Origin of the sequence: Shewanella aestuarii (genome assembly GCF_014647215.1) — a bacterium.
Lineage (GTDB): Bacteria > Pseudomonadota > Gammaproteobacteria > Enterobacterales > Shewanellaceae > Shewanella > Shewanella aestuarii.
Window position 1 is genome coordinate 219,386 of record NZ_BMOT01000007.1, and the last position, 26,396, is coordinate 245,781.

At 43.7% G+C, this 26,396-nt stretch carries 22 protein-coding genes; 20 read left to right on the forward strand and 2 right to left on the reverse strand.

Annotation, left to right across the window (positions count from 1 at the left end; translation table 11 throughout):
• Positions 1–229: 229 nt before the first annotated feature.
• The 3 genes from IEY03_RS12070 (at position 230) to glpK (ending at position 3,671) form a co-directional block, all read left to right on the forward strand.
• A complete protein-coding gene (locus IEY03_RS12070) occupies positions 230–1,582 on the forward strand; it encodes an outer membrane protein transport protein (protein ID WP_188842002.1) in 1,353 nt (450 codons plus the stop codon).
• A gap of 73 nt (positions 1,583–1,655) precedes the next feature.
• Positions 1,656–2,084 carry a nuclear transport factor 2 family protein gene (locus IEY03_RS12075; protein WP_188842004.1) on the forward strand — a complete coding sequence of 143 codons (429 nt, stop codon included), beginning with the start codon at positions 1,656–1,658 and terminating at the stop codon, positions 2,082–2,084.
• A 99-nt stretch (positions 2,085–2,183) separates the two neighbouring features.
• Entirely contained in the window at positions 2,184–3,671 is a 1,488-nt protein-coding gene (glpK, locus tag IEY03_RS12080; protein WP_188842006.1) for a glycerol kinase GlpK, read from the forward strand.
• A 17-nt stretch (positions 3,672–3,688) separates the two neighbouring features.
• On the opposite strand, the gene IEY03_RS12085 is transcribed toward glpK, so the two are convergent.
• On the reverse strand, positions 3,689–3,970 hold the full coding sequence (locus IEY03_RS12085; RefSeq protein WP_229778302.1) for a hypothetical protein: 282 nt from the start codon (positions 3,968–3,970) through the stop codon (positions 3,689–3,691).
• 542 nt (positions 3,971–4,512) lie between these two features.
• Between IEY03_RS12085 and mraZ the strand changes: the two genes are divergently transcribed.
• The 15 genes from mraZ (at position 4,513) to lpxC (ending at position 21,541) form a co-directional block, all read left to right on the forward strand.
• Positions 4,513–4,971: a division/cell wall cluster transcriptional repressor MraZ gene (mraZ, locus tag IEY03_RS12090; RefSeq protein WP_188842008.1), complete on the forward strand. Its 459-nt coding sequence runs from the start codon at positions 4,513–4,515 to the stop codon at positions 4,969–4,971.
• Positions 4,972–4,992: 21 nt separating this feature from the next.
• Positions 4,993–5,934: a 16S rRNA (cytosine(1402)-N(4))-methyltransferase RsmH gene (gene rsmH / locus IEY03_RS12095; protein WP_188842010.1), complete on the forward strand. Its 942-nt coding sequence runs from the start codon at positions 4,993–4,995 to the stop codon at positions 5,932–5,934.
• A gap of 10 nt (positions 5,935–5,944) precedes the next feature.
• Positions 5,945–6,259, forward strand: a complete 315-nt coding sequence (gene ftsL, locus IEY03_RS12100; RefSeq protein ID WP_188842012.1) for a cell division protein FtsL — start codon at positions 5,945–5,947, stop codon at positions 6,257–6,259.
• Between the two features lie 11 nt (positions 6,260–6,270).
• A complete protein-coding gene (locus IEY03_RS12105; RefSeq protein ID WP_188842014.1) occupies positions 6,271–8,007 on the forward strand; it encodes a peptidoglycan D,D-transpeptidase FtsI family protein in 1,737 nt (578 codons plus the stop codon).
• Positions 8,004–9,506, forward strand: a complete 1,503-nt coding sequence (gene murE / locus IEY03_RS12110; RefSeq protein ID WP_188842016.1) for a UDP-N-acetylmuramoyl-L-alanyl-D-glutamate--2,6-diaminopimelate ligase — start codon at positions 8,004–8,006, stop codon at positions 9,504–9,506. Before IEY03_RS12105 ends, murE begins: the two co-directional genes overlap by 4 nt.
• On the forward strand, positions 9,503–10,876 hold the full coding sequence (locus tag IEY03_RS12115) for a UDP-N-acetylmuramoyl-tripeptide--D-alanyl-D-alanine ligase (RefSeq protein WP_188842017.1): 1,374 nt from the start codon (positions 9,503–9,505) through the stop codon (positions 10,874–10,876). The genes murE and IEY03_RS12115 overlap by 4 nt, the downstream gene beginning before the upstream one ends.
• On the forward strand, positions 10,877–11,959 hold the full coding sequence (gene mraY, locus IEY03_RS12120; RefSeq protein ID WP_188842019.1) for a phospho-N-acetylmuramoyl-pentapeptide-transferase: 1,083 nt from the start codon (positions 10,877–10,879) through the stop codon (positions 11,957–11,959).
• Positions 11,960–11,965: 6 nt separating this feature from the next.
• A complete protein-coding gene (gene murD / locus IEY03_RS12125) occupies positions 11,966–13,285 on the forward strand; it encodes a UDP-N-acetylmuramoyl-L-alanine--D-glutamate ligase (RefSeq protein ID WP_188842021.1) in 1,320 nt (439 codons plus the stop codon).
• Positions 13,275–14,489 carry a cell division protein FtsW gene (ftsW, locus tag IEY03_RS12130; RefSeq protein ID WP_188842023.1) on the forward strand — a complete coding sequence of 405 codons (1,215 nt, stop codon included), beginning with the start codon at positions 13,275–13,277 and terminating at the stop codon, positions 14,487–14,489. The genes murD and ftsW overlap by 11 nt, the downstream gene beginning before the upstream one ends.
• Positions 14,486–15,601, forward strand: a complete 1,116-nt coding sequence (gene murG, locus IEY03_RS12135) for an undecaprenyldiphospho-muramoylpentapeptide beta-N-acetylglucosaminyltransferase (protein WP_188842025.1) — start codon at positions 14,486–14,488, stop codon at positions 15,599–15,601. Before ftsW ends, murG begins: the two co-directional genes overlap by 4 nt.
• A gap of 1 nt (position 15,602) precedes the next feature.
• Positions 15,603–17,069 carry a UDP-N-acetylmuramate--L-alanine ligase gene (murC, locus tag IEY03_RS12140; RefSeq protein WP_188842027.1) on the forward strand — a complete coding sequence of 489 codons (1,467 nt, stop codon included), beginning with the start codon at positions 15,603–15,605 and terminating at the stop codon, positions 17,067–17,069.
• 111 nt (positions 17,070–17,180) lie between these two features.
• A complete protein-coding gene (locus IEY03_RS12145) occupies positions 17,181–17,951 on the forward strand; it encodes a cell division protein FtsQ/DivIB (protein WP_188842029.1) in 771 nt (256 codons plus the stop codon).
• Positions 17,948–19,183 (forward strand): cell division protein FtsA, encoded by a 1,236-nt coding sequence (gene ftsA / locus IEY03_RS12150; RefSeq protein ID WP_188842030.1) that lies wholly within the window; start codon positions 17,948–17,950, stop codon positions 19,181–19,183. The genes IEY03_RS12145 and ftsA overlap by 4 nt, the downstream gene beginning before the upstream one ends.
• A gap of 27 nt (positions 19,184–19,210) precedes the next feature.
• Positions 19,211–20,377, forward strand: a complete 1,167-nt coding sequence (gene ftsZ / locus IEY03_RS12155; RefSeq protein WP_188842032.1) for a cell division protein FtsZ — start codon at positions 19,211–19,213, stop codon at positions 20,375–20,377.
• Between the two features lie 243 nt (positions 20,378–20,620).
• Positions 20,621–21,541 carry a UDP-3-O-acyl-N-acetylglucosamine deacetylase gene (lpxC, locus tag IEY03_RS12160; RefSeq protein ID WP_188842034.1) on the forward strand — a complete coding sequence of 307 codons (921 nt, stop codon included), beginning with the start codon at positions 20,621–20,623 and terminating at the stop codon, positions 21,539–21,541.
• Here lpxC and IEY03_RS12165 read toward each other — a convergent pair.
• Positions 21,538–21,996: a DUF721 domain-containing protein gene (locus IEY03_RS12165; protein WP_188842036.1), complete on the reverse strand. Its 459-nt coding sequence runs from the start codon at positions 21,994–21,996 to the stop codon at positions 21,538–21,540. The genes lpxC and IEY03_RS12165 overlap by 4 nt on opposite strands.
• Positions 21,997–22,023: 27 nt before the next feature.
• On the opposite strand from IEY03_RS12165, the gene IEY03_RS12170 reads away from it, so the two are divergent.
• Together IEY03_RS12170 and secA are read left to right on the forward strand one after the other, a co-directional pair.
• Positions 22,024–22,923 (forward strand): M23 family metallopeptidase, encoded by a 900-nt coding sequence (locus tag IEY03_RS12170; RefSeq protein WP_188842038.1) that lies wholly within the window; start codon positions 22,024–22,026, stop codon positions 22,921–22,923.
• Positions 22,924–22,981: 58 nt separating this feature from the next.
• Complete coding sequence (gene secA / locus IEY03_RS12175) at positions 22,982–25,705, forward strand: preprotein translocase subunit SecA (RefSeq protein WP_188842065.1); 2,724 nt, start codon at positions 22,982–22,984, stop codon at positions 25,703–25,705.
• The last annotated feature ends 691 nt before the right edge of the window (positions 25,706–26,396 follow it).

A 26,396-nucleotide genomic window follows, 5' to 3' on the forward strand; every position in this document is an offset into this window, starting at 1 on the left:
TGTGCTTTTTATTCAGTTAACAGCGCTTTAAAAACCCCGGTGTTTTTCGCACGCTTTGTGAGCCAGTTATCGGTATTTAAGCGGCAGATATGATGCGAGATTTATAAGTTGACGGTTGCAATAAGGCTTTTTATCCGTAAACTTGCTGCGCATAAATGTCGAGCTTTTACTCTATAAAGGTGTGTTTGTTGCATTAAATCGACATAAAAACAACGAATAAGAGAATATAATGAAAAAAACAATACTTACTTTGGCTATATCAGCAATCGTCTTTGGAACCACTTCACAAACTCAAGCCGCTGGTTTTCAATTAGCAGAATTTTCATCGACCGGTTTAGGCCGCGCATTCGCAGGTGAAGCTGCTATGGCTGATAATGCTTCTGCACAGTCCCGTAACCCAGCTATGCTGAGCTATTTAGAAGGCCGTCAGCTTTCTGCAGGTGGTGTGTATGTCATGCCAAATATTGATGTAACAGGTGATATTGCCATCGATTCGCCTTTGTTTGGTGGACAATCATTGCATGTTCCTGCCAGTGCTCATGATGTTGCCGGTGACGCTTTTATTCCTAACTTTTACTATTCTAATCAATTAAACTCGCAATGGACTTGGGGATTAACCGTTAACTCTAATTACGGATTAGCGACTGAAATTGAACCCACCCATGCCGCAGCCATTTTCGGTAGTAAAACAGCCATCACTACAGTGGAGTTTAACCCTAACCTAGCGTACAAAGTGGATGATACATTCAGTGTCGGTGCTGGTTTACGTGTGGTTTATGGTGAAGGCGAAATTGGTGCAACAACCCCTGCTTGGGTTGGTGCGATTAAAGCCAATCCTGCATTACCTGCCCAAATTGCTGGTCGTTTACCTGATCCTGGCACAAGCCTTAAATCAATGAAAGGTGATGATATTAGTGTGGGGTGGAAAGCAGGTGCTAGCTGGCAGATAAACCCTGATCATCGTTTAGGCTTGGCTTATCATAGTGGTGTTGAATTAGAGCTAGACGGTCATGCTTCTGGTTTGCTTTATGATGGTGGCCAAAATGTGTCAATTGAAGGCTATTTACCTATTGAGCTGCCTGCTTTTGCTGAGTTAGCTTCGCATCATCAGTTGACTGATAAATTTGCCATGCATGCCAGCGTAAATTGGACTCAATGGAGTGTATTTGATCAGTTAGTGGCTTACTTTCCTGGCGAGCAAAAACCGATTGGCGATATCGAATCTGATTTAGTTAAAAATGAAAACTTTAAAGATAATTGGCGCTATGCAGTTGGCGGCACGTATTCATTAACTCATGATTGGACGTTAAGAGCTGGTTTGGCATTAGACCAAACCGCGGTAGAAGATGAATACCGTACAACAACTATTCCAGATACCGACCGTTTATGGTTTAGTATGGGAGCGGGTTATCAAGCGACTAAAAATCTTAGCCTAGACTTTGCCGTCACCTATATCAAAATGTATGGTGATGCGCCTATCAGCGAAGAGCAAGATTTAGCAGGCTTAGCAGTAGTCACCTTTAATGGCGAAGCCACAGGTAACGTTTTGCTTGCTGGCGTGCAATTGAGCTATAAAATGTAAGTTTAGTGCTTGTCATTCTTCATCAGCCTCGCATAGCGGGGCTTTTTTATATTGACTATATTTAAGGACAGTAATGGCTAAATTGATGTGGGTCGTGTTGATTTTGGGATTCAGCTTTGCAGCTGATGCTAATGAGAAATCACAAGTGGTGACGCAATTTGTAGAGGCATTTAATGAGCGCGATCCCGAGTTAATGGGGCAAATGGTCACAAAAGAAGCCTATTGGTTTGATGTTACCCGCGCGGGAATGACCAGCCAAACAACCTCTAGGGATGAGCTTGTTAAATCAATGAAAGGTTATTTCGCTGATGCAAATAGAGCACATTCTCGGGTAATCAAGTCTGTTACCTCTGGTGATTTTGTCAGTACAGTAGAGCAGGTTTCTTGGCAACAAGAGGGGGAGTGGTTGTCCCGTTGCAGTATTGGGGTGTACCTTTTTGAAAATCAAAAAATTGCCGCTGTGTGGTATTATAAAGCCCATCAATGTGACCTAAATAATTAAATTTGTTTGGTTTTTAAAAATTAATCATCTTCAAGCTTTAGGTGTTCTCATTTTACGTTAACCTAAACTTAGGCTTTCCTCCGATAAAGAGAGTGTCATATGACAGCGAATAAATACATTGTTGCTTTAGATCAGGGAACCACGAGTTCAAGAGCGATTGTGTTCAATCATAAGGCTGACATAGTGGCAATTTCGCAACGGGAATTTCGACAACATTATCCCCATGCGGGTTGGGTTGAGCATGATCCGATGGAAATTTGGTCCTCGCAAAGCTCTTCATTAGTTGAGGTGTTAACACGAGCAGGCATTAATCGTCATGAAGTGGCCGCTATTGGCATTACTAATCAGCGTGAAACAACCATTGTTTGGAACAAGCATACCGGGAAGCCTATTTATAATGCGATTGTGTGGCAATGCCGACGCAGTCAGGGAATTTGCCAACAGTTAAAAGCACAAAATATTGAAACCCTGATCCGGCAAAAAACCGGTTTAGTGCTGGACCCGTATTTTTCAGCCTCAAAGATTCAATGGATCTTAGACAATGTTGCGGGCGCGCGCGAGCAGGCTGATGCCGGAGAGCTTTTATTTGGCACAGTAGATACCTGGTTAGTATGGAAACTTACCCAAGGTAAAGTGCATGTTACTGAACCAACCAATGCGTCGCGTACCATGTTATTTAATATCCATACTCAGCAGTGGGATGACGACTTACTCAAATTGTTCAATATTCCGCGGCAAATGTTACCTGAAGTGAAATCTTCCTGCGAAGTTTACGGTTATACCGAGCTTGCCGGCGGGCTAGGCATTCCGGTTGCGGGCATGGCCGGTGATCAGCAGTCCGCTTTATTTGGTCAACTGTGTCTGCAGCCTGGCATGGTAAAAAATACTTACGGGACTGGCTGCTTTTTACTGATGAATACCGGTGATAAAGCCGTTGAGTCAACCCACGGTTTGTTAACCACAGTGGCGATTGGTGACAAGGGACAAGCATGTTATGCCCTTGAAGGTTCGGTGTTTATGGGCGGTGCTATTATTCAATGGTTACGGGATGAGTTAGGCATAATTCAAGATGCCTATGATACTCAATATTATGCTAATAAAGTGAGCGATACTAATGGTGTTTATGTGGTTCCTGCCTTTGTAGGACTTGGAGCGCCTTATTGGGATGCCGATGCTAGAGGAGCCATTGTTGGTTTAACCCGTGGTGCAAATCGAAACCATATTATTCGCGCTGCATTAGAATCCATTGCCTATCAATCTCGTGATTTACTTGATGCGATGAGTAAAGATTCAGGTGTCGCATTAACCCAAATTCGTGTCGATGGCGGAGCAGTGGCAAATGACTTCTTAATGCAATTTCAAGCGGATATAACTGATGTGCATGTGTTAAGGCCTAAAGTGAGTGAGACGACAGCAATGGGCGCGGCGTTTCTGGCTGGATTGGCCGTCGGGGTATGGAAGTCAACACAGGAGTTACAATCCATTTTAGCTACAGATCGCATTTTTACTGCCACTATGGATAACGATTTACGACAAACCTTGTATCAAGGTTGGCTTAAAGCCGTTAAACAAGTTAGTACCCAATAATGCCGTTAACGCCAAGCTTAAGCTTCAACATCAATGTGCTTAATGGGCACTTTTAACTCTTTCAGAGGCGCTTCATCATCGGTGATGTATTCATGAGGCTCATCTTCCCTGATGGGATCCACTTTATTTTCGGCTATCGAGTTGTGTTTACCTCGTGTTGGGGGCAACTGAGACTGGGGGGCTTCATGGCTGTCAGCGGCAATTTCACTGGTAACATCCACACGGTCAACAATACGTTTACGATTACTGATTAAACGAACCGGTGTGGCAAGCATGCTATAAATGCTATCTAAATTCATCAGATACTCCTTTCATTATCATCGCTCAGATCCTTTAGCGAGCAAATTGTAATTGTTATCTTTATATCGGCCAGTGTCGATTAAAAATTAGTCGAGTGGTTTTTTTGCCCGTTTATTATCAGTTAATGGGTCACCACCAAGGATTCATTCATACTAAAGCGCTATTTTTTGCCAGTTTAAAGATTAAGTTTCATTAAAGAAAACGGCTAAAAATAAAACTAATTGCGATTAAATTGTGATCTATAGCCGCCAAGAACTGCTGTATGTGATTGTTTCTTTCTCCCACCTAAGATCAAAATTGCTGAAATAACCGCCTATATGTGTCTGGTTTTGCTCATTAACTCTGTTATTTCTGTATATTTTTGCGCTTTCTATTTGATATTTTTTCGTTGATTGAGAATTCCCTGCTAACCCGCTTGGCGTCTGGATTTAATATATGTTCACATCCCTTGACAACCCTTGTGTTGTATCCCTAAACTTAGCATTTGTGGGAAAAAGTGGATCATTGTGGATCAAATTAAAAAAACAAGGACTTTATAAACGTGTTTCGAGGCGCAAGTGCAATCAATATGGACGCAAAAGGACGGATCGCTATGCCAGCGAGATTCCGTGATGCGTTACGTAATGGGCACGATGGCACTCTCATTCTTACCGTTGATATCAATTCTCCTTGTTTATTGATTTATCCGTTACATGAGTGGGAGCTCATGGAAACTAAGTTGCTGCTGTTATCAGATATTGATCCCACAGAGCGTTCGCTTAAGCGCAAACTATTGGGCTATGCCCAAGAGTGTGAGCTTGACAGCCATGGCCGCATCGTTGTGCCGCCAATACTCAGAAGTTTTGCCAATTTGGAAAAGAAAACCATGTTGGTAGGCTTATTAAATAAATTTGAATTATGGGAAGAAGGTGCTTGGCAGCTGCAAATGGAGCAAAACCATGAGCTGATCAGCAACCAGAATTTAGCCAATCATGAAAGATTGAGCCACTTCACCCTGTAATGGAATAAAAAGAAGACCCTAATGAGTCAAGAGTTTGCCCACTTAAGCGTGTTATTAAAAGAGACCGTAGATGGTCTTAATATCGATCCAAATGGCATCTATATTGATGGCACATTTGGCCGCGGTGGACATTCACGCCATGTGCTTAGCCACCTAGGCCCTGAGGGACGCTTAATTGCCATAGATAGAGACCCGCAAGCGATAGCAGCGGCAAAACAATTTGCTGATGATCCACGCTTTCAAATTGTTCACGGTGGTTTTGGCCAGTTAGCGGATTATGTAGAAGAATTAGGGCTAGTTGGCAAGATTAATGGGGTGTTGTTGGATTTAGGTGTTTCTTCACCGCAACTTGATGATGCCGATAGAGGTTTTAGTTTTTTGCGCGATGGCCCATTAGACATGCGTATGGACAATAGCCAAGGCGAAACCGCAGCACAATGGTTAGCAAGAGCAGAAATAGAAGATATGGCATGGGTGTTCAAAACCTATGGTGAAGAAAAAAATTCTCGTCATATTGCTCGCTGCATCGCCGCAGATAGAGATGAAAACCCCTTTTTACGCACTAAAGATTTAGCGGATTTGATTGCCCGAATTACCAAAAACAAAGAACGTAACAAGCATCCAGCAACACGGGTATTTCAAGCGATACGTATTTATATCAATAGTGAGCTGGAGCAAATTGATCAAGCATTAGAAGGCGCGTTAAAAGTCCTTGCGCCTGAAGGTCGTTTATCGGTGATTAGCTTCCATTCATTAGAAGATCGCATGGTAAAACGCTTTATTCGTCGCAATAGCCAGGGCGAAAGCGTGCCGCATGGCTTACCTATTACCGAAGCTGAAATTAATAAATCGCGTAAGCTGAAGTCAATGGGCAAGGCAATGAAGCCATCGGATGAAGAGATTGAACAAAACCCTCGCTCACGCAGCTCAGTGCTGCGTGTTGCAGAGCGCTTAGCGTACTGAGGTTAGCATTGTGAATCAGTCTGCACTGAATCTGCCTCGGCTTGTTTTGCAAGATATCTGGCACCACAAATGGGTGGTGTTGTTAAGCATTGTGGTGATGATTAATGCGGTAGCTGTGGTGTACACCAGCCATGTTAGCCGTAAATTAACCTCGCAATGGGATCAGCTTTTACAGCAGCAAGACCATTTAGATATTGAATGGCGCAATTTATTGTTAGAAGAACAGTCGCAGTCGGAACATAGCCGCGTGACCCGAATAGCGACTAAAGATTTGAATATGTCCAGACCGCTTCCTAAAGAGGAAGTGGTGATTAGGGCCAATTGAGCATAGGGAATATGTCAAGACAAGCCAAGCGTAAGCAAAATCCCGAACTGATCCCATGGCGTTTATACGTTGTGGTGGGATTTGTCTTGCTGTTATTTGTCAGTTTGATTGCTCGCGCAGCCTATATACAAATTATTGAACCAGATAAGTTACGCCATGAAAGTGATATGCGTACCTTACGTACTACAAGTAATCAGGTGCAGCGTGGCCTGATTACCGATCGCAATGGTGATATGTTAGCCGTGAGTGTGCCTGTTCGTGCTGTCTGGGCAGATCCTAAACATGCTCATGATCAAAAAGCGTTCGTTGATATGCGTCGTTGGCAAGCGTTAGCCGATGTGTTGCAAGAACCCGTTGATAAGCTGGTGAACAAAGTAAAACGCGATCCTAAAAAGCGATTTGTCTACTTAAAACGCCAAGTTACTCCTGCGGTTGCTGATTATATTGAGCAATTAAAAATTGGTGGCATATACCTTAAATCAGAATCTCGTCGTTATTATCCAGCGGGTGAAATTGCCGCTCAGTTGATTGGTATTACCAATATTGATGACGTGGGTATTGAAGGCATTGAAAATACTTACAATACCTGGCTTACAGGTACGCCATCAAAACAAAAAGTGAGAAAGTCGCGCGACGGCAGTGTAGTTGAACGTTTAGACATAGTACAAGAGGGTGAAAGCTCTAACGATATTGTGTTGAGTATCGATCAACGCATCCAGCAATTGGCCTACCGGGAACTTAAACGTGCTACCGAAACCTTTCAGGCCACCTCAGGCTCGGTTGTGGTTATTGATGTGCTAACTGGCGAAGTACTGGCGATGGCGAACACGCCCTCATACAATCCTAATGCGCGCGATAATTTACAATCACATCGTATGCGAAATCGTGCATTAACTGACACCTTTGAACCCGGTTCTACGGTAAAACCCTTTGTGGTCGCGGCGGCATTAGAGGCCGGAACCGTAAAGTCTGATGAACTGATCCCAACATCACCAGGCTGGATGCGGATTGGTGGTCGTCAGGTGCGTGATTCAAATAATTACGGCGACATGTCGCTGGCAAAAATTCTGGTTAAATCATCAAACGTAGGTATCAGTAAACTGGCTTTATCTATGCCCGTTCAGCAATTGCTTGGTACCTATCAATCAATGGGGTTAGGCAATTATTCAGGTATTAATTTAACCGGTGAAAGTGCTGGTTTAATTCACGACCGCCGTCGCTGGTCTGACTTTGAACGCGCCACATTATCGTTTGGTTATGGCTTCACCGCAACGCCGCTTCAATTGGCACGCATGTATGCCACGTTAGGCAGTGGTGGCGTGTTGTATCCTGTATCGATTTTAAAGTTAAAAGAAGCGCCTAAAGGGCAACAGGTTTTATCAGAACAAGTGGCTAATGATGTCATGCAGATGCTGGTTGGGGTAACTGAAGCGGGTGGTACTGCCACGAAAGCACACATTGATGGTTATCCTATAGCAGGTAAAACCGGTACCAGCCGTAAGGCAGTTGCTGGGGGCTATGGCGATGATTACGTAGCGATTTTTGCTGGTGTTGCCCCTGTACATAATCCAAGGTTAGCTATTTCAGTCGTGATTAATGAGCCTAAAGGCGATAAGTACTATGGTGGCGATGTGGCCGGTCCTGCTTTTGCAAAAGTGATGTCGGGTGCGTTACAAATGTTAAACGTTGAGCCTATTTCAAAACGTGAGGCCATACAGATGGCGTCTGCGCCAAGGAGCGCAGAATGATGTTACTAAAAGATTTACTTGCGCCCTGGTTTTATTATGCCGGGGCTGAAACGATTTGTGGTTTAACGCTTGATAGTCGCTTGACTGCAACGGGTAAAGTGTTTGTGGCTTTGCCTGGGCATAAAGTGGATGGCCGAGAATATATTGCGGCTGCGATTGAAAAAGGCGCAACGGCTGTGCTGGCTCACACCGACTTCCCTGAAAAACATGAAAAGGTCGATTGGGTTGGTGCAGTTCCAGTGATCCACTTTTGCCAACTGAGCAGACAGCTTTCTGCAGTAGCGGCACAATATTACGCAGTCTCAAACAAGCTTAACGTGATTGGCGTGACTGGTACTAACGGTAAAACGTCAGTCAGCCAGATTATTGCCCAGTTGGTGACGTTATTGGGGCAAAAAGCTGCAGTCATGGGCACGCTAGGTAATGGTTTATGGGGTGAGCTGATAGACAGTGGTAACACTACCGCTGATGCCATCACCGTCATGCAACAATTGTCAGCATTTGAACAGCAAGGCGCAACAGTCTGTGCAATGGAAGTATCAAGTCATGGTTTAGTGCAAGGCCGCATTGAAGCCGTACCTTTTAATACTGCTGTGTTCACTAATTTAAGCCGAGACCACCTTGATTATCACGGTGATATGGCTTCCTATGCTGCGGCTAAAAAACGTTTATTTAAATTTGCCTCGTTAAAAAATGGCATTATTAATCTTGATGATACCGTTGGTGCAAATTGGCTTGATGAATTTACCACTACCCCTGCGCCAGCCAAAGCTCAGTTGTTTTCTTTTAGTGTCGCGAACACACAAGCAGACTTTTATTGCCAAAATACGCAATTTGATGATCAAGGGGTAAGCGCTACCTTGATATATCCAGCCAACAATGGCTCAGAAAAGCTAAGGGCTAATCTGGTTTCGCCATTATTAGGGGAATTTAATTTATCCAATGTGCTAGCAGCAATATCTGCCTTATCGTTACAAGGCATAGATATGGCTGAAATTCTTCGGGTTCTTCCTCAAATTAAACCCGTAGCAGGACGCATGGAGCGTTTTTCTGGTCATAATAAAGCAACCTTAGTGGTTGATTACGCACATACGCCAGATGCAATCGAACAAGCATTGAAAGCACTACGAGTACATTGCCATGGACAATTATGGTGTGTATTTGGTTGTGGTGGCGACCGAGATAAAGGCAAGCGCCCTCTGATGGCACAAGCCGCCGAAGCCTTTGCTGACCGTGTCATGGTCACCAGTGATAATGCTCGAAGTGAAGACCCACAAGCCATTATTGATGATGTCTTAGCTGGACTGTCTTTGCCAGAACAAGCCCTGTCAAATATCGACCGGATCAGCGCAATCAAGCAAGTTGTAGCGCAAGCAAAACCGCACGATATTATTTTATTGGCGGGTAAAGGTCATGAAACCTATCAAGAAGTGGCAGGAAAAAGATTGGATTACGATGAACGCGCATTGGCCAAGCAGTTAATGGAGGCCTCAGTATGATTTCACTTTCATTAGATCAAATCGCACAGGCTATACATGGTCAGTTGATTGGCAACAATATCACCATCAATGCAGTGAGTACTGACAGCCGTAAATTTGATAACGACAGCCTGTTTATTGCCTTAAAAGGTGAGCGGTTTGACGCCCATCAATTTGCAAATAAAGCGATTGAAAATGGCGCTAAAGCCCTTTTAGTATCAACACAATTGCCATTTAACGTACCACAGATTGTGGTTGGCGACACCCATGACGCACTAGGCCAATTAGGCCAGTTTGTGCGTCAACAAGTGGCCCCAATAGCCGTTGCTCTGACGGGTTCTAATGGCAAAACCAGTGTGAAAGAAATGGTTGCCACTATATTGTCGCAACAATTTCAGGTGCTATTTACCGCGGGCAATTTTAATAATGATATTGGTGTGCCACTGACATTATTACGTTTGTCTTCGGGCGACCAATACGGTGTGTTTGAGCTTGGTGCAAACCATAAAGGTGAGATTGATTACACTAGCGCGCTTGTGCAGCCTCAAGTGGCATTAGTAAATAACATTGGCAGTGCACACCTTGAAGGCTTTGGTTCTGTTGAAGGTATTGCTGAGGCAAAATCAGAGATCTTCAATCATCTTAAACAAGATGGTGTGGCGGTGATTAATGCCGATGATGCCTTTGCTGAGTTTATGTCGACAAAAGCCGCTGGATTTAAACAGCTACATTTTTCGCGCGTTCAGGGTGTAAAAGCGGATATCCGTGCAACCGATTTAAAAGCCGATACTCATGGATGTTATGAATTTAATCTTGAATATTTAACTCAATCAATTGTGGTGCATTTGCCCTTGGCGGGTATCCACCAAGTCAGCAATGCATTAGCCGCAGCTTGCATGTGTATTGCATTAGGGCTCGATTTAACAAAAGTAGCCAGCGGGTTAAGCCTGTTACAACCAGTAAAAGGCAGAATGATGCCTAAAGTACTCGGGCGCTTCTTAATCGTTGATGACAGTTACAATGCCAACCCTAGTTCAGTACAGGCTGCGATATCCTGGTTGCAACAACGTGATAATTATCGGTGTTTAGTGCTGGGAGATTTGGGCGAATTAGGTGACAATGCTGCCCCTTTGCATGAACAGCTCGGGCAACAAGCAAAATTGGCTAATATTGATGCACTTTATTGTTGTGGCAGCTTATCTGCCAATACCAGTAAAGCATTTGGTAGCCCACATTTTCAAGATGTCACAGCGCTGGCTCAGGCATTAATAGCACAATTAAATCAGTTGCCAGGCGAGGCGACCATATTAGTTAAAGGTTCTCGAAGCGCGGCAATGGAACGCGTGGTCGATTTGTTAGTAGATGCCTTCGGGTGTGGGGAGTTAGTGTAGATGCTGGTTTATCTGGCCGAATATTTAACCCAATTTTACAGTGGGTTTAACGTATTTTCATATGTGACATTTAGAGCTATTTTGGGCCTACTGACTGCATTAGTGTTTAGTCTCTGGTGGGGGCCTAAGCTCATAGAACGTTTGCAGTTATTGCAAATTGGTCAAGTCGTTCGCAATGATGGACCTGAGTCGCACTTTAGTAAGCGCGGAACGCCAACAATGGGTGGACTGCTTATTCTTGCTGGCATTTTTATCAGTGTTTTATTGTGGGGCGATTTATCTAGCCGCTACGTGTTAGTTATGTTGTTTGTATTAGGCGCTTTTGGTGCGATTGGATTTTTAGATGATTACTTAAAAGTCGTTAAGAAAAACTCTAAAGGACTGATTGCTCGCTGGAAATATGCCAGTCAGTCGATTGCAGCCTTAGTGGTGGCATTTTATTTATATGCCTCATCGGCGATTCCTGGTGAAACCCAACTTGTGGTGCCATTTTTTAAAGATGTGATGCCACAACTGGGTATCGTGTTTATCTTTTTAGCGTATTTCACCATAGTCGGTGCAAGTAACGCGGTAAACTTAACCGATGGTTTGGATGGTTTAGCCATTATGCCTACGGTAATGGTTGCCGGTGCATTTGCATTGATCGCCTATCTTTCAGGGCACGCACAATTTGCTAATTATTTACACATACCACACCTACCAGAAGCGGGTGAATTAGTGATTGTATGCACCGCTATTGTTGGTGCTGGACTCGGTTTTTTGTGGTTTAACACTTACCCTGCACAGGTCTTTATGGGCGATGTCGGTTCGCTAGCACTTGGTGCAGCGCTCGGCACTATCGCAGTATTAGTGCGCCAAGAAATCCTCTTGATCATCATGGGCGGTGTATTTGTAATGGAGACGGTTTCAGTCATCTTACAAGTGGGATCATACAAGTTGAGAGGGCAGCGTATTTTCCGGATGGCACCCATCCATCATCACTATGAATTAAAAGGTTGGCCAGAGCCGCGCGTGATTGTGCGTTTTTGGATTATCTCGTTATTCCTTGTGTTATTGGGTCTCGCGACCTTGAAGTTAAGGTAAATTATTATGCAATCCAATTACACGCACATAGTGTTAGGATTGGGAGCCACTGGGCTCTCAGTAGTGCGTTATTTAGTTGCACAAGGCATCAAACCTTTAGTAATGGATAGTCGTCGTAATCCTCCGGGTGAAGATGTGCTAGCAAAAGAGTTTTCAGACATTGAACTGATCACTGGTGGTTTTGATTGCCGCTATTTAGTGCAAGCCAAACAAATTATTATCAGCCCAGGCATTGCGGTTGATACCCCAGAAGTGAAAGCCGCCAGTGACATGGGTATTGAAGTTATTGGTGATGTCGAGCTTTTTGCTCGAGAGATTGCAGATAGAAAACCGTGCGTTATAGGCATTACCGGTTCCAATGGTAAATCAACCGTTACTACGTTAGTTCACGACATGCTTAAAGCGGCGGGCTTAAAAGTGGTTATGGGCGGCAATATTGGGATTCCTGCTTTAGATTTATTGCCATTAGATGCTGATTATTACGTGCTCGAGCTGTCAAGTTTTCAACTTGAAACGACCTTCTCACTGAATTGCATTGCGGCAACCTGTTTGAATATCAGTGAAGACCATATGGATCGTTACTGCAGCATCAACACCTATCGTGAAGCAAAATTAAACTTATATCCACAAAGTAAATTTGTCATGTATAACCGCGATGACGAATTAACTTTTCCGCTTGAACCTATGAACCAAAACACCTTTGGTTTAGGTGTTCCAGAAGGAGATGAATGGGGCTTAAGCGACGGTAAAATTTTCCACGGCGACAGTGAAATCATTAACTTAAATGATGTCACTCTTATTGGCTCCCATAACCATGCCAATTTACTTGCGGCTATGGCGTTAGTGGATGCTTGTGGTGTCGATAAAGCATTTGCCATTGAAGTAGCAAGCAGTTTTAAGGGGCTAAGTCATCGTTGTGAATTGGTCGCGATAGTGGATGGCGTGACTTACATTAATGATTCAAAAGCCACTAATGTCGGTGCCACAGTTGCTGCATTACATGGCTTAAACACCCATTTAGGAGAGGTGTTTTTGATTGCGGGTGGCGATGGTAAAGGTGCTGATTTTACACCGCTTACACCAGCATTAGAGCATGTCGCAAAAGTCATCACCTTAGGTAAAGATGGTAATAAAATTGCGAAGTTGAAAGACGATAGTATTAGCGTTAGCACTATGAAAGAAGCCGTTGAACAGGCTGCAAAACTGGCTTTTTCTGGTGACATTGTATTGCTGTCTCCAGCCTGTGCCAGTTTAGATATGTACAAAAACTTCATGGCCCGTGGCGATGATTTTAAATTTTGCGTGGAGCAGTTAGATGGCCAGTAATGAGCAATTAAGCTTATTCAAACAAGGCCTGAGTGGGCTTTGGCCATCATTATTAGCTGATAATAACACCCCTGGCATGCCGTTATACGACAGGGCTTTTTTAGTCGCCATTATTGGCTTGATGTGTTTTGGCTTTGTAATGGTCATGTCAGCCTCTATGCCTGAAGCGGAGAAGCTTACCGGTAATCCATTTCATTTTATTGGCCGTCATGTTTTTTACTTAATCGGCTGTGTGGTGATTGCCTTTGCAGTACTCAAAGCGGATGTCAGTTATTGGGAAAAAAACAGCGGCATGTTGATGATAGGTGTGCTGGTTTTGTTGTTTGCTGTGCTGGTTATTGGCACTTCGGTAAACGGCGCAAGGCGTTGGTTATCCATCGGGCCTATTCGTATACAAGTTGCTGAAATAGCGAAGTTCGTTTTTATTGTGTACATGGCGGGATATTTGGTTCGGCGCCATGGTGAATTACGTGACAACCGTAAAGGTTTTTACAAGCCGATTGGTGTTTATGGCCTGTTCGCAGTATTGATATTATTACAGCCAGATTTAGGTACAGTGGTGGTGTTGTTCGTTTGTACTGTGAGTCTGTTATTTTTAGCCGGTGCGAGAATCATCGACTTTATGGTGCTGATTTTATTAGGGGTGGCCACGTTCGTATTGTTGGTTCTGTTTGAACCTTATCGTATGCGCCGAGTCACCTCGTTTATGGATCCATGGGACGACCCATTTGGTAGTGGCTACCAGTTAACTCAGTCTCTTATGGCCTATGGTCGCGGTGATTGGCTAGGACAAGGTTTAGGCAACAGTATTCAAAAGTTGGCATATTTACCAGAAGCACATACTGACTTTATTTTTGCGGTGATTGGTGAGGAACTCGGGTTTATAGGCATTATTTGTGTGTTACTGACGCTATTTTTTATTGCGCTACGTGCGATTAGATTAGGTAACTTATGTTTGCAAATGCAACGCCCTTTTGAAAGTTATGTGGCTTATGGCGTGGGTATTTGGATTTGCTTTCAGACCGTTGTAAACGTAGGCGCCAGTATCGGTATGCTGCCAACCAAAGGGCTGACACTGCCTTTTATCAGTTATGGTGGCAGTAGTTTATGGGTGATGACGGCAGCAGTCATGCTGTTAGTCCGAATTGATCATGAAAGGCGAGTCAGTTTGATTCAAGCAGTGCAAGGGAGGACTAAGTCATGACAAATACAAGTGCAGTGGCTTATAGCCGTTCTCCAAAATTATTAGTGATGGCCGGCGGTACCGGTGGTCATGTTTTTCCGGCACTTGCCGTGGCAAAGTGTTTGGCAGATAAAGGCTGGCAAGTTCGTTGGTTAGGAACTGCAGACCGAATGGAAGCACGATTAGTACCACAGTATGGTTTTGATATTGAGTTTATTGATATCAAAGGTGTCCGTGGCAATGGTCTATTACGTAAGCTTTCAGCTCCGTTTAAAGTCATACGCTCTATTATTCAGGCCAAAGCAGTTATTGATGATTTTAAACCGGATGTTGTATTGGGAATGGGCGGATTTGCCAGTGGCCCCGGTGGCGTTGCGGCTAAATTATCTGGCGTGCCAGTGGTGCTGCACGAGCAAAATGCGATACCAGGATTAACCAACAAATTATTGTCAAAAATTGCGACTAAAGTGCTGTGTGCGTTTGCCAATACTTTTGCCAGCACAGTAAAAAATGTGGAAGTTGTTGGTAATCCTATTCGGCAAGAATTGGTGTCATTAGGGGGCGTGGCGAAAACCGTGAACGAGGACGCCTTAAAAGTGCTTGTTGTTGGCGGTAGCCTTGGGGCGAAAGTGCTGAATGAAACCTTACCCGTTGCCGTTGCTAAGTTATCTAATCAGTATTCGGTAACTGTGTGGCATCAGGTGGGCAAAAATAATCTCGATTCAGTTAAGGCGGCATATCAGCACCTTAATCAGCTTGATAAAGTCAATGTTGCTGAGTTTATTGATGATATGGAAGCGGCATATCGTTGGGCAGATGTGGTGGTTTGTCGTTCAGGAGCATTAACGGTATCAGAACTTGCCGCGGTAGGTTTACCGAGTATTTTAGTTCCATATCCCCATGCGGTTGATGATCATCAAACTAAAAATGCATCAGTACTTGTGGACGCAGCGGCAGGGTTTTTAATGCCGCAAACAGAATTAACGGCACAATTGCTTGCAGACAAACTGCAGTTATTTGCCAGTGACAGACAGATTTTACTCCAAATGGGGTTAAAAGCACGCGGCGTAGCAGTGTTAGATGCCACTCAACGAGTAGCAGATATATGCGCCACGGTAGCGAACAAGGGTTAACATGACAAAGACAGAAAAGTACGCACAACTTCGCACTATGATCCCTGAAATGAGACGGATCAAGCGCATTCATTTTGTTGGCATCGGTGGTGCTGGCATGGGCGGTATTGCGGAAGTGCTAGTCAATGAAGGTTACCAAATTAGTGGCTCTGATATTGCGGTTAATAGCGTGACTGAGCGATTAGCACGATTAGGTGCAAAGATTATTATTGGCCATCATGCAGACAATGTTGTTGGCGTTGATGTGGTTGTGGTATCGACTGCAATTAACAAGCAAAATCCAGAAATTATCGCTGCGCAGGAAAACCGTACTCCAATTGTGCGCCGTGCAGAAATGTTAGCTGAGTTAATGCGTTACCGTCACGGGGTCGCGATTGCAGGCACCCATGGCAAAACAACCACAACCAGTCTTATCGCCAGTGTTTATGGGGAAGCGGAGCGCGATCCTACCTTCGTGATTGGCGGTTTACTCAATAGTGCCGGAACCAATGCGCGTTTAGGGACCAGTCGCTACTTGATTGCCGAAGCTGATGAAAGCGATGCCAGTTTTTTACACTTGCAGCCTATGGTCAGTGTGGTGACCAATATTGAAGCAGATCATATGGACACCTATGGCGGTGATTTTGAAGTGCTTAAAACGACCTTTGTCGACTTTTTGCATAACCTGCCATTTTATGGTGTAGCCGTGATGTGCGTTGACGATCCGGTAATTGAAGAGCTATTGCCGCGTGTTGGTCGTCAAGTAGTGACCTATGGCTTTAGTGAACATGCCGATGTGCGTGCCAGCGATTTTGTGCAACAAGGGCATCAATCACGGTTTACCGCACATAGAAAAGATAAGCCCGATTTAGATATCGTATTGAATTTACCAGGGCAGCATAACGTACTTAACTCACTCGCGGCCATTGCGGTAGCAAGTGAAGATGACATAGACGATGCGTCAATCGTTAAAGCACTTGCTGAGTTTGAAGGTATTGGTCGTCGTTTTCAGCATTTAGGTGAATTTGAAACGCCAAATGGCAAAGTCATGTTAGTAGATGATTATGGTCACCATCCCAGTGAAGTGCTTGCCACTATTAAAGCCGCACGCGCAGGATGGCCGGATAAGCGTTTGGTGATGGCCTATCAACCGCACCGTTATAGCCGCACACGTGATTTATACGAAGATTTTGTCGATGTGTTGTCACAGGTTGACTGTTTATTATTGCTTGACGTGTATGCCGCTGGAGAAAATCCGATTCCAGGCGCCGATGGCCGAGCCCTATGTCGCTCCATTCGAGTACGAGGTCAAGTGGATCCTATTTTTGTTTCGGGACCCGAACAGTTAGCGGGTGTACTTCCTGATGTACTTCAGGATGGAGACTTATTACTTACTCAAGGTGCTGGTAATATTGGCGCATTATCGCGAGATTTATCCGCGACAGACTTGGGTTTTAATGCGCCACAAAATAAAGATAAAACAGACTAGTTTTTGTACAGCTATGCAGTTGAAAAATCGTGCTTTTATACAGGCATCAAGCGCTATATAATGACCGGTTTGTTGCAGGGCAGAAATGGTAATCTTCGGGAGTAATTATCGGTGTCGTGGAGTAATAAAGGACGCCAGTTAAAACAAAAGCTAAAACAAGTCGATTGGTATTTGTATTTTGGTTTGCTGTTTTTACTCAGCGTGTTAGCAACAATTACATGGGGTGGGCTAAAGCTTCATGGTTTGTTAAATGATGCTGATGCGCTACCGATAGACGCCGTTGCCGTGAAAGGCGAGCGTAAGTTTACCTCTGATCAAGAGATCCAGATGGCGTTGCAATCGTTAATGCAAAGTAGTTTTTTTAATGCGGATGTTGTAGATGTGCAGCGTGCGCTAGAAGAATTGCCTTGGGTTTATCATGCGTCGGTAAGACGAGAATGGCCGGCTAAGTTCAAGGTGACAATACAAGAACAACAAGCCGTGGCTCACTGGAACGGTCAAGCTTGGCTTAATGTTAATGGTGAAGTCTTTGATGCCATAGGTTATCCAGAGTTAACCGACTTACCCATGTTATCTGGACCTGATGATATGGCACAAGAAGTGTTAGTCAGTTATGGGCAACTGGATGAATTACTGAAAATTAACGGATTTAAATTAGCCAGTTTACGTTTAAGTCCACGTCATGCGTGGCAAGCCGAATTAGCTAACGGCATAAAAATAGAGCTAGGGCGTGAAGATAAAATGACTCGAATACAGCGTTTTATCAATGTATACCCGACACTGCAACAAAGCGAGAGACCTGTCGCGAAAGTCGATTTACGTTACGATACGGGTTTTGCAGTAGGCTGGGATGATACCAATAAGAGAACTGAGAACAAATGACCAAGAATCAGGAAAGAAACCTTATCGTAGGGTTAGATATCGGAACATCTAAGGTCGCCGTCATTATTGGTGAAGTACTACCTGACGGTGAAATTAGTGTTATTGGTTTAGGTAATCATCCTTCTCGTGGCATGGATAAGGGCGGGGTGAATGACCTCGACTCTATCGTGCGCAGTGTTCAAAGAGCCCTTGATCAAGCTGAGTTAATGGCTGACTGTCAGGTTTCGTCGGTTTATTTGAGTATTTCGGGTAAACACATCGCCTGCCAAAATGAAAATGGCATGGTATCGATTAACGACGAAGAAGTAACACAGGAAGATGTGGACAATGTTATCCATACCGCTCGCTCAGTAAAAATACCGACAGAGCGCCGGATATTGCATGTATTACCACAGGAATATTCTATTGATGTTCAAGATGGCATCAAAAGCCCAATTGGCATGTCAGGCATGCGTATGGAAGCTAAAGCCCATATCGTGACATGTGCAAATGATATGGCGAAAAACATCACCAAAAGTGTTGAGCGCTGCGGTTTAAAAGTGGATGACTTGGTTTTCTCTGGCATCGCATCAGCAGACTCAGTATTGACCAATGATGAGAAAGATTTAGGTGTGTGCATTGTCGACATCGGTGGCGGAACAACGGATATTGCAGTTTATACCAATGGTGCCTTACGCCACTGCGCAGTTGTGCCAGTCGCAGGTAACCAAGTGACTAGCGATATTGCCAAAATATTCCGTACACCACTCACCCATGCCGAACAAATTAAAGTGCAGTTTGCCAGTGCCAGAAGCTCAATGGTAAGCCGTGAAGACAGTATTGAAGTGCCATCTGTGGGTGGAAGACCATCGCGCAGCATGTCACGCCATACCTTGGCGGAAGTTGTAGAGCCAAGGTATCAAGAATTATTCGAGTTAGTGCTTAAACAATTACAAGACAGCGGTTTAGAAGATCAAATAGCTGCAGGTATTGTACTAACCGGTGGAACATCTTCCATTACAGGTGCAGTTGACATTGCCGAAGCCACTTTCGGTATGCCTGTGCGAGTTGCCTCGCCACTGCCAGTAAAAGGATTATATGAATACGTGGACCAACCAATTTACTCAACAGGGATAGGGTTGCTTCACTATGGGGCTAGAAGGGTAATCGAACGCCAGTTTGAACGTCCTGATCGCCAAGGGGTAACTAGCTTTTTGAATCGGGTGAAAAGCTGGTTTAAGGGTGAATTTTAAATAACGCAGACTAACGGAGATCAGACAATGTTTGAGATCATGGATACACATTCAGACGAAGCGGTGATCAAGGTCATCGGTGTCGGTGGTGGTGGCGGTAACGCTGTCGAGCATATGGTTAAGCACAACATCGAAGGTGTTGAGTTTATCGTCACAAATACAGATGCACAGGCATTACGTAAATCTAGTGCTGGTTCAACGATTCAGCTTGGACGCGATGTGACTAAAGGTCTTGGTGCTGGAGCTAATCCAGATGTGGGCCGTCAAGCTGCAGAAGAAGACCGTGAAAACATTCGTGCAGCGATTAAAGGATCTGACATGATCTTTATCGCAGCTGGCATGGGTGGTGGAACCGGTACTGGTGCCGCACCTGTGGTTGCGGAAATTGCCCGTGAAGAAGGTATTTTGACAGTGGCAGTGGTCACCAAGCCTTTTCCATTTGAAGGCAAAAAGCGCATGGTGTATGCCGAACATGGTATTGCAGAATTAGCTAAACACGTTGATTCGTTGATCACTATCCCGAACGAAAAACTATTAAAAGTATTGGGTCGTGGTACGTCTTTACTTGATGCATTCGCAGCAGCCAACAACGTGCTATTAGGTGCGGTTCAAGGTATTGCTGAACTAATCACTCGCCCAGGCTTAATCAACGTCGATTTCGCTGACGTTAAAACAGTTATGTCCGAAATGGGTAATGCCATGATGGGTACAGGCGTTGCTACAGGTGATGATCGTGCAGAAGAAGCGGCTGAAGCTGCGGTAGCAAGTCCATTACTTGAAGATATTGATCTAGCAGGTGCGCGCGGCGTATTAGTGAACATCACAGCAGGTATGGATATCAGTATTGAAGAGCTTGAAACAGTGGGTAATCACGTTAAAGCTTACGCATCTGATAATGCGACAGTAGTAGTTGGTGCTGTAATTGACCCAGAAATGAGTGAAGAACTGCGCGTAACTGTAGTTGCAACGGGTATTGGCGCTGAGAAAAAGCCTGATATTCAATTAGTGCAGAAGCCAGCTCCACGTCCTGAGCCAGTCGTCATTGAAACTCGCCCAGAGCCAGTTGATGAGCCAGTGATTCAGCAATCTTATGTTGCCTCAAAAGGTAACGCTGTACCACAGCCATTAACGACGCCACGTGCAGATGCGGATTATTTAGATATTCCGGCATTTTTACGTAAGCAAGCTGATTAATTTGGCATCAGTATCAAATCCGCGAACAAGCGGTTTTGATAGGCCGTGATTAATACCAAAATGTATTAATCTGATGAAAGTACCTTGTTGTGATAGCTGATGATGAAATGATGCTGTTTTGTACTTATTCGCATTTTTTTTGTGAATTACGCAAGATATGGTAGCATGTCGTACCAGCTATACATGATAGCTTTAGGTTTTATTTATAAACTTTTGTTTTTATTGTTATTTACGGGTAAATGAATGATTTTTCAAAGAACTGTTCAAAAAATGGTGAAGAGTACTGGTGTCGGATTACACTCCGGCAACAAAGTCACTCTGTGCATTATGCCCGCACCAGTAAATACAGGGATTGTACTGACACGTACCGATCTTTCGCCAGCAGTGTCGATACCTGCTAAGGCGCATTTGGTTCGTGAAACAACTATGTGTACGGCTCTTGTAAACGATGCTGGTGTTCGTATTTCAACAATTGAACATCTATTTGCCGCACTTGCTGGCTTAGGGATTGATAACGCGATTATCGAAGTCGATGCGCCTGAAATTCCAATTATGGATGGCAGCGCCAGTCCTTTTGTGTTCCTGCTCCAAAGCGCAGGAATAAAAGAGCAAGCTGCACCTAAAAAATACCTAAAGATTACCAAGCCTATTCGAGTTGAAGACGGAGATAAATGGGCAGAGCTAAAACCATTTAAAGGCTTTAGAGTTAATTTTAAAATTGACTTTGCTCACCCTGAAATCGCCCGTAGCCAACAGCATATGGTAATGGATTTTTCTACATCGGCATTTGTTAAAGATATTAGCCGTGCAAGAACCTTCGGCTTTATGCGTGATATTGAATATTTACGTGCTAATAACCTTGCGTTAGGTGGAAGCATGGAAAATGCTGTTGTGCTTGACGAATACCGCGTCCTCAACCCTGATGGTCTGCGTTATGATGACGAGTTCGTTAAGCATAAAATTCTCGACGCTTTTGGTGACTTATATGTAGCAGGTCATGCCATAGTGGGTGAGTTTTCAGCCTTTAAAACCGGCCATGCGTTAAATAATCAATTGGTCAGAGCTTTACTAGCCCAGCAGGATGCATGGGAATTAGTGAGCTTTGACAAAGAAGCCGATGTACCAGTCAGCTTTATGGTGCCAGGTACAACCGCACTCGCTTAATCCTTAGATTGCCTATTACGGCTGGCCAATGCAGCCAGCCGTTTTAGTTTTTCACCTAGTGATCCTTCTACATGCTCAGCTAGCGCAGCAATGTGTTGTGCTGATTCGTTACTGAGTTGTGCGTGATTTATTTGAGAGCTAGCCTTAATCATTGCTAAACCTGGGTTGACTTTAACCTCAATTGCAGTGAGCATGGGTAGCGTTTCAGCCTGAAGTTGTCGTAATAGTTTAGGCTTTTGAAAATTGATTCTGGCAGCCCAAGCAGCGGAAGCCGTTTCAATAACAAGAACACCCTGGCGGAGATTAGCAACATTAAGTTGCTCTGCCGCAGGACCACCAATAATTTGTTTCACATACCGATTCAGATTATTCAGTAGTTCTGCTTTCTCAGCGAGTTCAGGTAATTTTCCTGACAAATGTAATAAATTGCTGAGGTCTTGAGGGGGCTTTTTCATATGATAATAAGATGGCTGAATTAGGCTATGAGTGTAACAGTATTTGTTCAACGTCGAAATGGGGTCACACGCTGGCAACCCAGTAAACGATGGTTTCTCTTACCGATTATGATTATGGTAACAGGGACTGCAATTTATCAATACAGTGCCGATCGCTTTGCTAATCAACAAGCTAAAGTCGATAAAAACCAGCAACTGCGTGAGCAACAAAAACAACAAGTGATTGAGCTCAAACACGCAACTGAAGTGCAATTAGCCACATTAGTTACCCACGTCGCTAAAATGCAAGCCAAAATTACTCGACTTGAAGCCCTTGGGCAGCAGGTTGCCCAAAACAATTTACTCGATGACCAGTTCGACTTTCACACTGAAGTGGGCGTTGGTGGTTACAGTGAATTAGGGACGGGAATCGAATTAAGTCAGCTTATTAGCGATATGGATAAGCTGGCATCAAGAATTGATAATAATAATCTTCAGTTGTCACTACTTGAAACAGTGTCAACGAATCTCCATATAGATGAAGAGCGTTATATATCAGGGCGACCAATCGATAAAGGTTGGTTATCTTCGCCCTATGGTTTACGTAATGACCCTTTTAATGGCCGAAGAACAATGCATAAAGGTATTGATTTTGCGGGCCGAGAAGGGGCAGCCGTTATTGCAACTGCCGCAGGTGTAGTAACGTGGTCAGGAAGTATGTTTGGATATGGTGAGCTTGTCGAAATCGACCATGGTAATGGCCTTCGCACTCGCTATGGACACAATCAATCTCTGTCAGTAAACGTAGGTGACGTCGTTGCCAAAGGCGATAAAATTGCCAATATGGGAAGCACAGGTCGTTCAACCGGCCCTCATGTGCATTACGAAGTGCTACGTGGTGGACAACAAATTGATCCTCAAAAATTTGTTTACCGCAAAGCAAGTTAATCATATTAACGGTTAATGCGCTCTGATGAGCCAAACCTACAAGAGATAAGTGACTAAGATGTTAGGTAAATTACTGACAAAAGTATTTGGAAGCAGAAACGACCGCACCCTGAAAGGCTTAGGCAAAGTTGTTGATAAAATTAATGCATTGGAAGCCGATTATGAAAAGCTGTCTGATGAAGAATTAAAACTAAAAACCACAGAGTTTCGTCAGCGCTTAGAGTCAGGTGAAAGCTTAGACAGCATTATGGCTGAAGCATTTGCGGTTGTTCGTGAAGCATCAAAGCGTGTATTCGAAATGCGCCATTTTGATGTTCAGCTATTAGGCGGCATGGTACTTGATAGTAACCGTATTGCTGAAATGCGTACCGGTGAAGGTAAAACCTTAACCGCAACATTGCCCGCCTATTTAAATGGTATTAGTGGTAAAGGCGTACACGTTATTACCGTAAACGATTATTTAGCCCGTCGTGATGCTGAATTTAACCGTCCTTTATTTGAGTTTTTAGGCCTGACCGTCGGTGTAAACGTTGCTGGTTTAAGCCAAGTTGAGAAGAAAGAAGCTTATAACTCAGATATTACCTACGGTACCAATAATGAATTTGGTTTCGATTATCTGCGTGACAACATGGCATTTTCTCCGCAAGAGCGTGTTCAACGCCCATTGCACTATGCGCTTATCGATGAAGTTGACTCAATCCTAATTGATGAAGCACGTACGCCGCTGATTATTTCGGGTGCTGCTGAAGATAGCTCTGAGCTATATACCAAAGTCAATGTGTTAATTCCTAGCCTTATTCGTCAAGACAAAGAAGATACTGAAGATTACATCGGCGAAGGCGACTTCACCATTGATGAAAAAGGTAAGCAAGTTCACTTAACTGAACGTGGTCAAGAAAAGGTTGAGTTACTGCTTACTGAGCAGGGGATGCTGGCTGAAGGCGACTCACTGTATTCGGCGACTAACATTTCATTATTGCATCACGTTTATGCAGCACTTCGTGCTCACACCTTATTTGAACGTGATGTCGATTACATCATTCAAGATGGCGACGTAGTGATTGTTGATGAACATACAGGCCGTACTATGCCTGGACGTCGTTGGTCTGAAGGTTTACACCAAGCAGTTGAGGCTAAAGAAGGTGTTCATATTCAAAATGAAAACCAAACTTTGGCATCGATTACTTTCCAGAACTACTTCCGTCAATATGAAAAGTTAGCGGGTATGACAGGCACCGCGGATACCGAAGCATTCGAATTCCAACACATTTATGGTTTAGATACCGTTGTTGTGCCGACTAACCGTCCTATGGTTCGTAATGACATGGCGGATTTAGTCTACTTAACCGCTAAAGAAAAATACGATGCGATTATTGCCGATATCAAAAGTTGTCGCGAACGCGGTCAGCCAGTGTTGGTCGGTACGGTATCAATTGAGCAATCAGAATTACTTAACGGATTACTTAAAAAAGCCAAAATACCTCATAGCGTGTTAAATGCTAAGTTCCATGAAAAAGAAGCAGAAATTGTTGCCCAAGCCGGTAGCTTAGGCGCGGTGACGATTGCAACAAACATGGCGGGTCGTGGTACAGATATCGTATTAGGCGGTAACTGGAACATGGAAATTGAAGCACTAGATAATCCGACTCCAGAGCAAAAAGCTAAAATTAAAGCGGATTGGCAAGTCCGTCACGATGAAGTGCTTGCCGCTGGCGGTTTACATATTCTAGGTACTGAACGTCACGAATCTCGTCGTATCGATAACCAATTACGTGGTCGTGCTGGTCGTCAAGGTGACGCGGGTTCTTCACGTTTCTATCTCTCGATGGAAGATAGCTTAATGCGTATCTTCGCTTCAGATCGTGTATCAGGCATGATGAAAAAGTTGGGTATGGAAGAAGGCGAAGCAATCGAACACCCATGGGTTTCGCGTGCTATTGAAAACGCACAACGTAAAGTTGAAGCGCGTAACTTCGATATTCGTAAGCAATTACTTGAATACGATGATGTTGCCAACGATCAGCGCCAAGTCGTTTACTCTCAACGAAATGAGCTAATGGATGCTGAAAGCATTGAAGACACAATTAAAAATATCGAAGAAGATGTTATTTCTGGTGTCATTGATACTTATATACCACCACAATCATTAGAAGAGTTATGGGATGTACCAGGACTAGAGCAACGTTTATCAAATGAGTTCTCATTAAAGCTTCCTATCCAAGAGTGGTTAGATAAAGAAGATGACCTACATGAAGAAACATTACGTGAACGTATTGTAAAAGCTTGGACCGATGCATTTAAAGCAAAAGAAGATATGGTGGGCGCGCAAGTGTTACGCCAGTTTGAAAAAGCGGTCATGCTACAAACATTAGATGGTTTGTGGAAAGAGCATCTTGCAGCAATGGATCATCTTCGCCAAGGCATCCATTTACGTGGTTATGCTCAGAAAAACCCTAAGCAAGAATATAAGCGTGAATCATTCGAGTTATTCCAACAAATGCTTGAAACATTAAAGCATGATGTCATTAGTGTCTTATCTAAAGTGCAAGTACAAGCACAATCAGATGTTGATGAAATGGAACAACGTCGTCGTGAAGACGAAGCCAAGATCCAACGTGATTACCAACATGCATCAGCTCAGGCATTAAGTGACAACGAAAATGCCGAAGCACCAGCAAAACCGCAAACAGTGATCCGTGAAGGTGAGAAAGTAGGTCGTAATGATCCTTGCCCTTGTGGTTCAGGCCAAAAATACAAACAGTGTCATGGTAAAATAAGTTAGTTCTTCTATAACTACCAAGATTACGAACTCAAAAGCAGCTTATATAGCTGCTTTTTTCTTACCTATGATATGTAGATTATTGCCAACGCAAAGCTAATTTGTGGATAACTTTGGGGGTAAGCGGTGTAAAAAATGTAGGTAAGTGGACAAGATGAAAAAAGATCGAAAAAACACGATCTTTTTCCACAAAAGGGCTTGCACAAAATCTTAAGCTGCCTATAATGCGCATCCACTGACACGGCACAGAGCGAAAGCGAAACGCAGAGTCAGCTTGGTTTACAGCGGTAAAACGCAACAAACCAAACGCGAAAAGAAAGTTTGAAAAAACACTTGACGCAAACAACAGGGTCTGTAAAATACGCAGCCCAAGCCAACGACCTAGCGTCCTACGGCGATGTTTGAAAAATTAACATCACGCTCTTTAACAATTTATCAAGTAATCTGTGTGGGCATTCACAGGTATTGAGTTATTCGACAATTATCAAAACAGTTTAACTGCTTTAGATAATCAAAAAATTTAAACTCAATGCAACGATGAATGTTCATAGCAATATGTACAAAAAGACTTTGTTAACTTCGGTTGATAAAGCAATCAGAATTCATTGAGCCGATTCTTCGGAATCAAAAAAACTTTAATTGAAGAGTTTGATCATGGCTCAGATTGAACGCTGGCGGCAGGCCTAACACATGC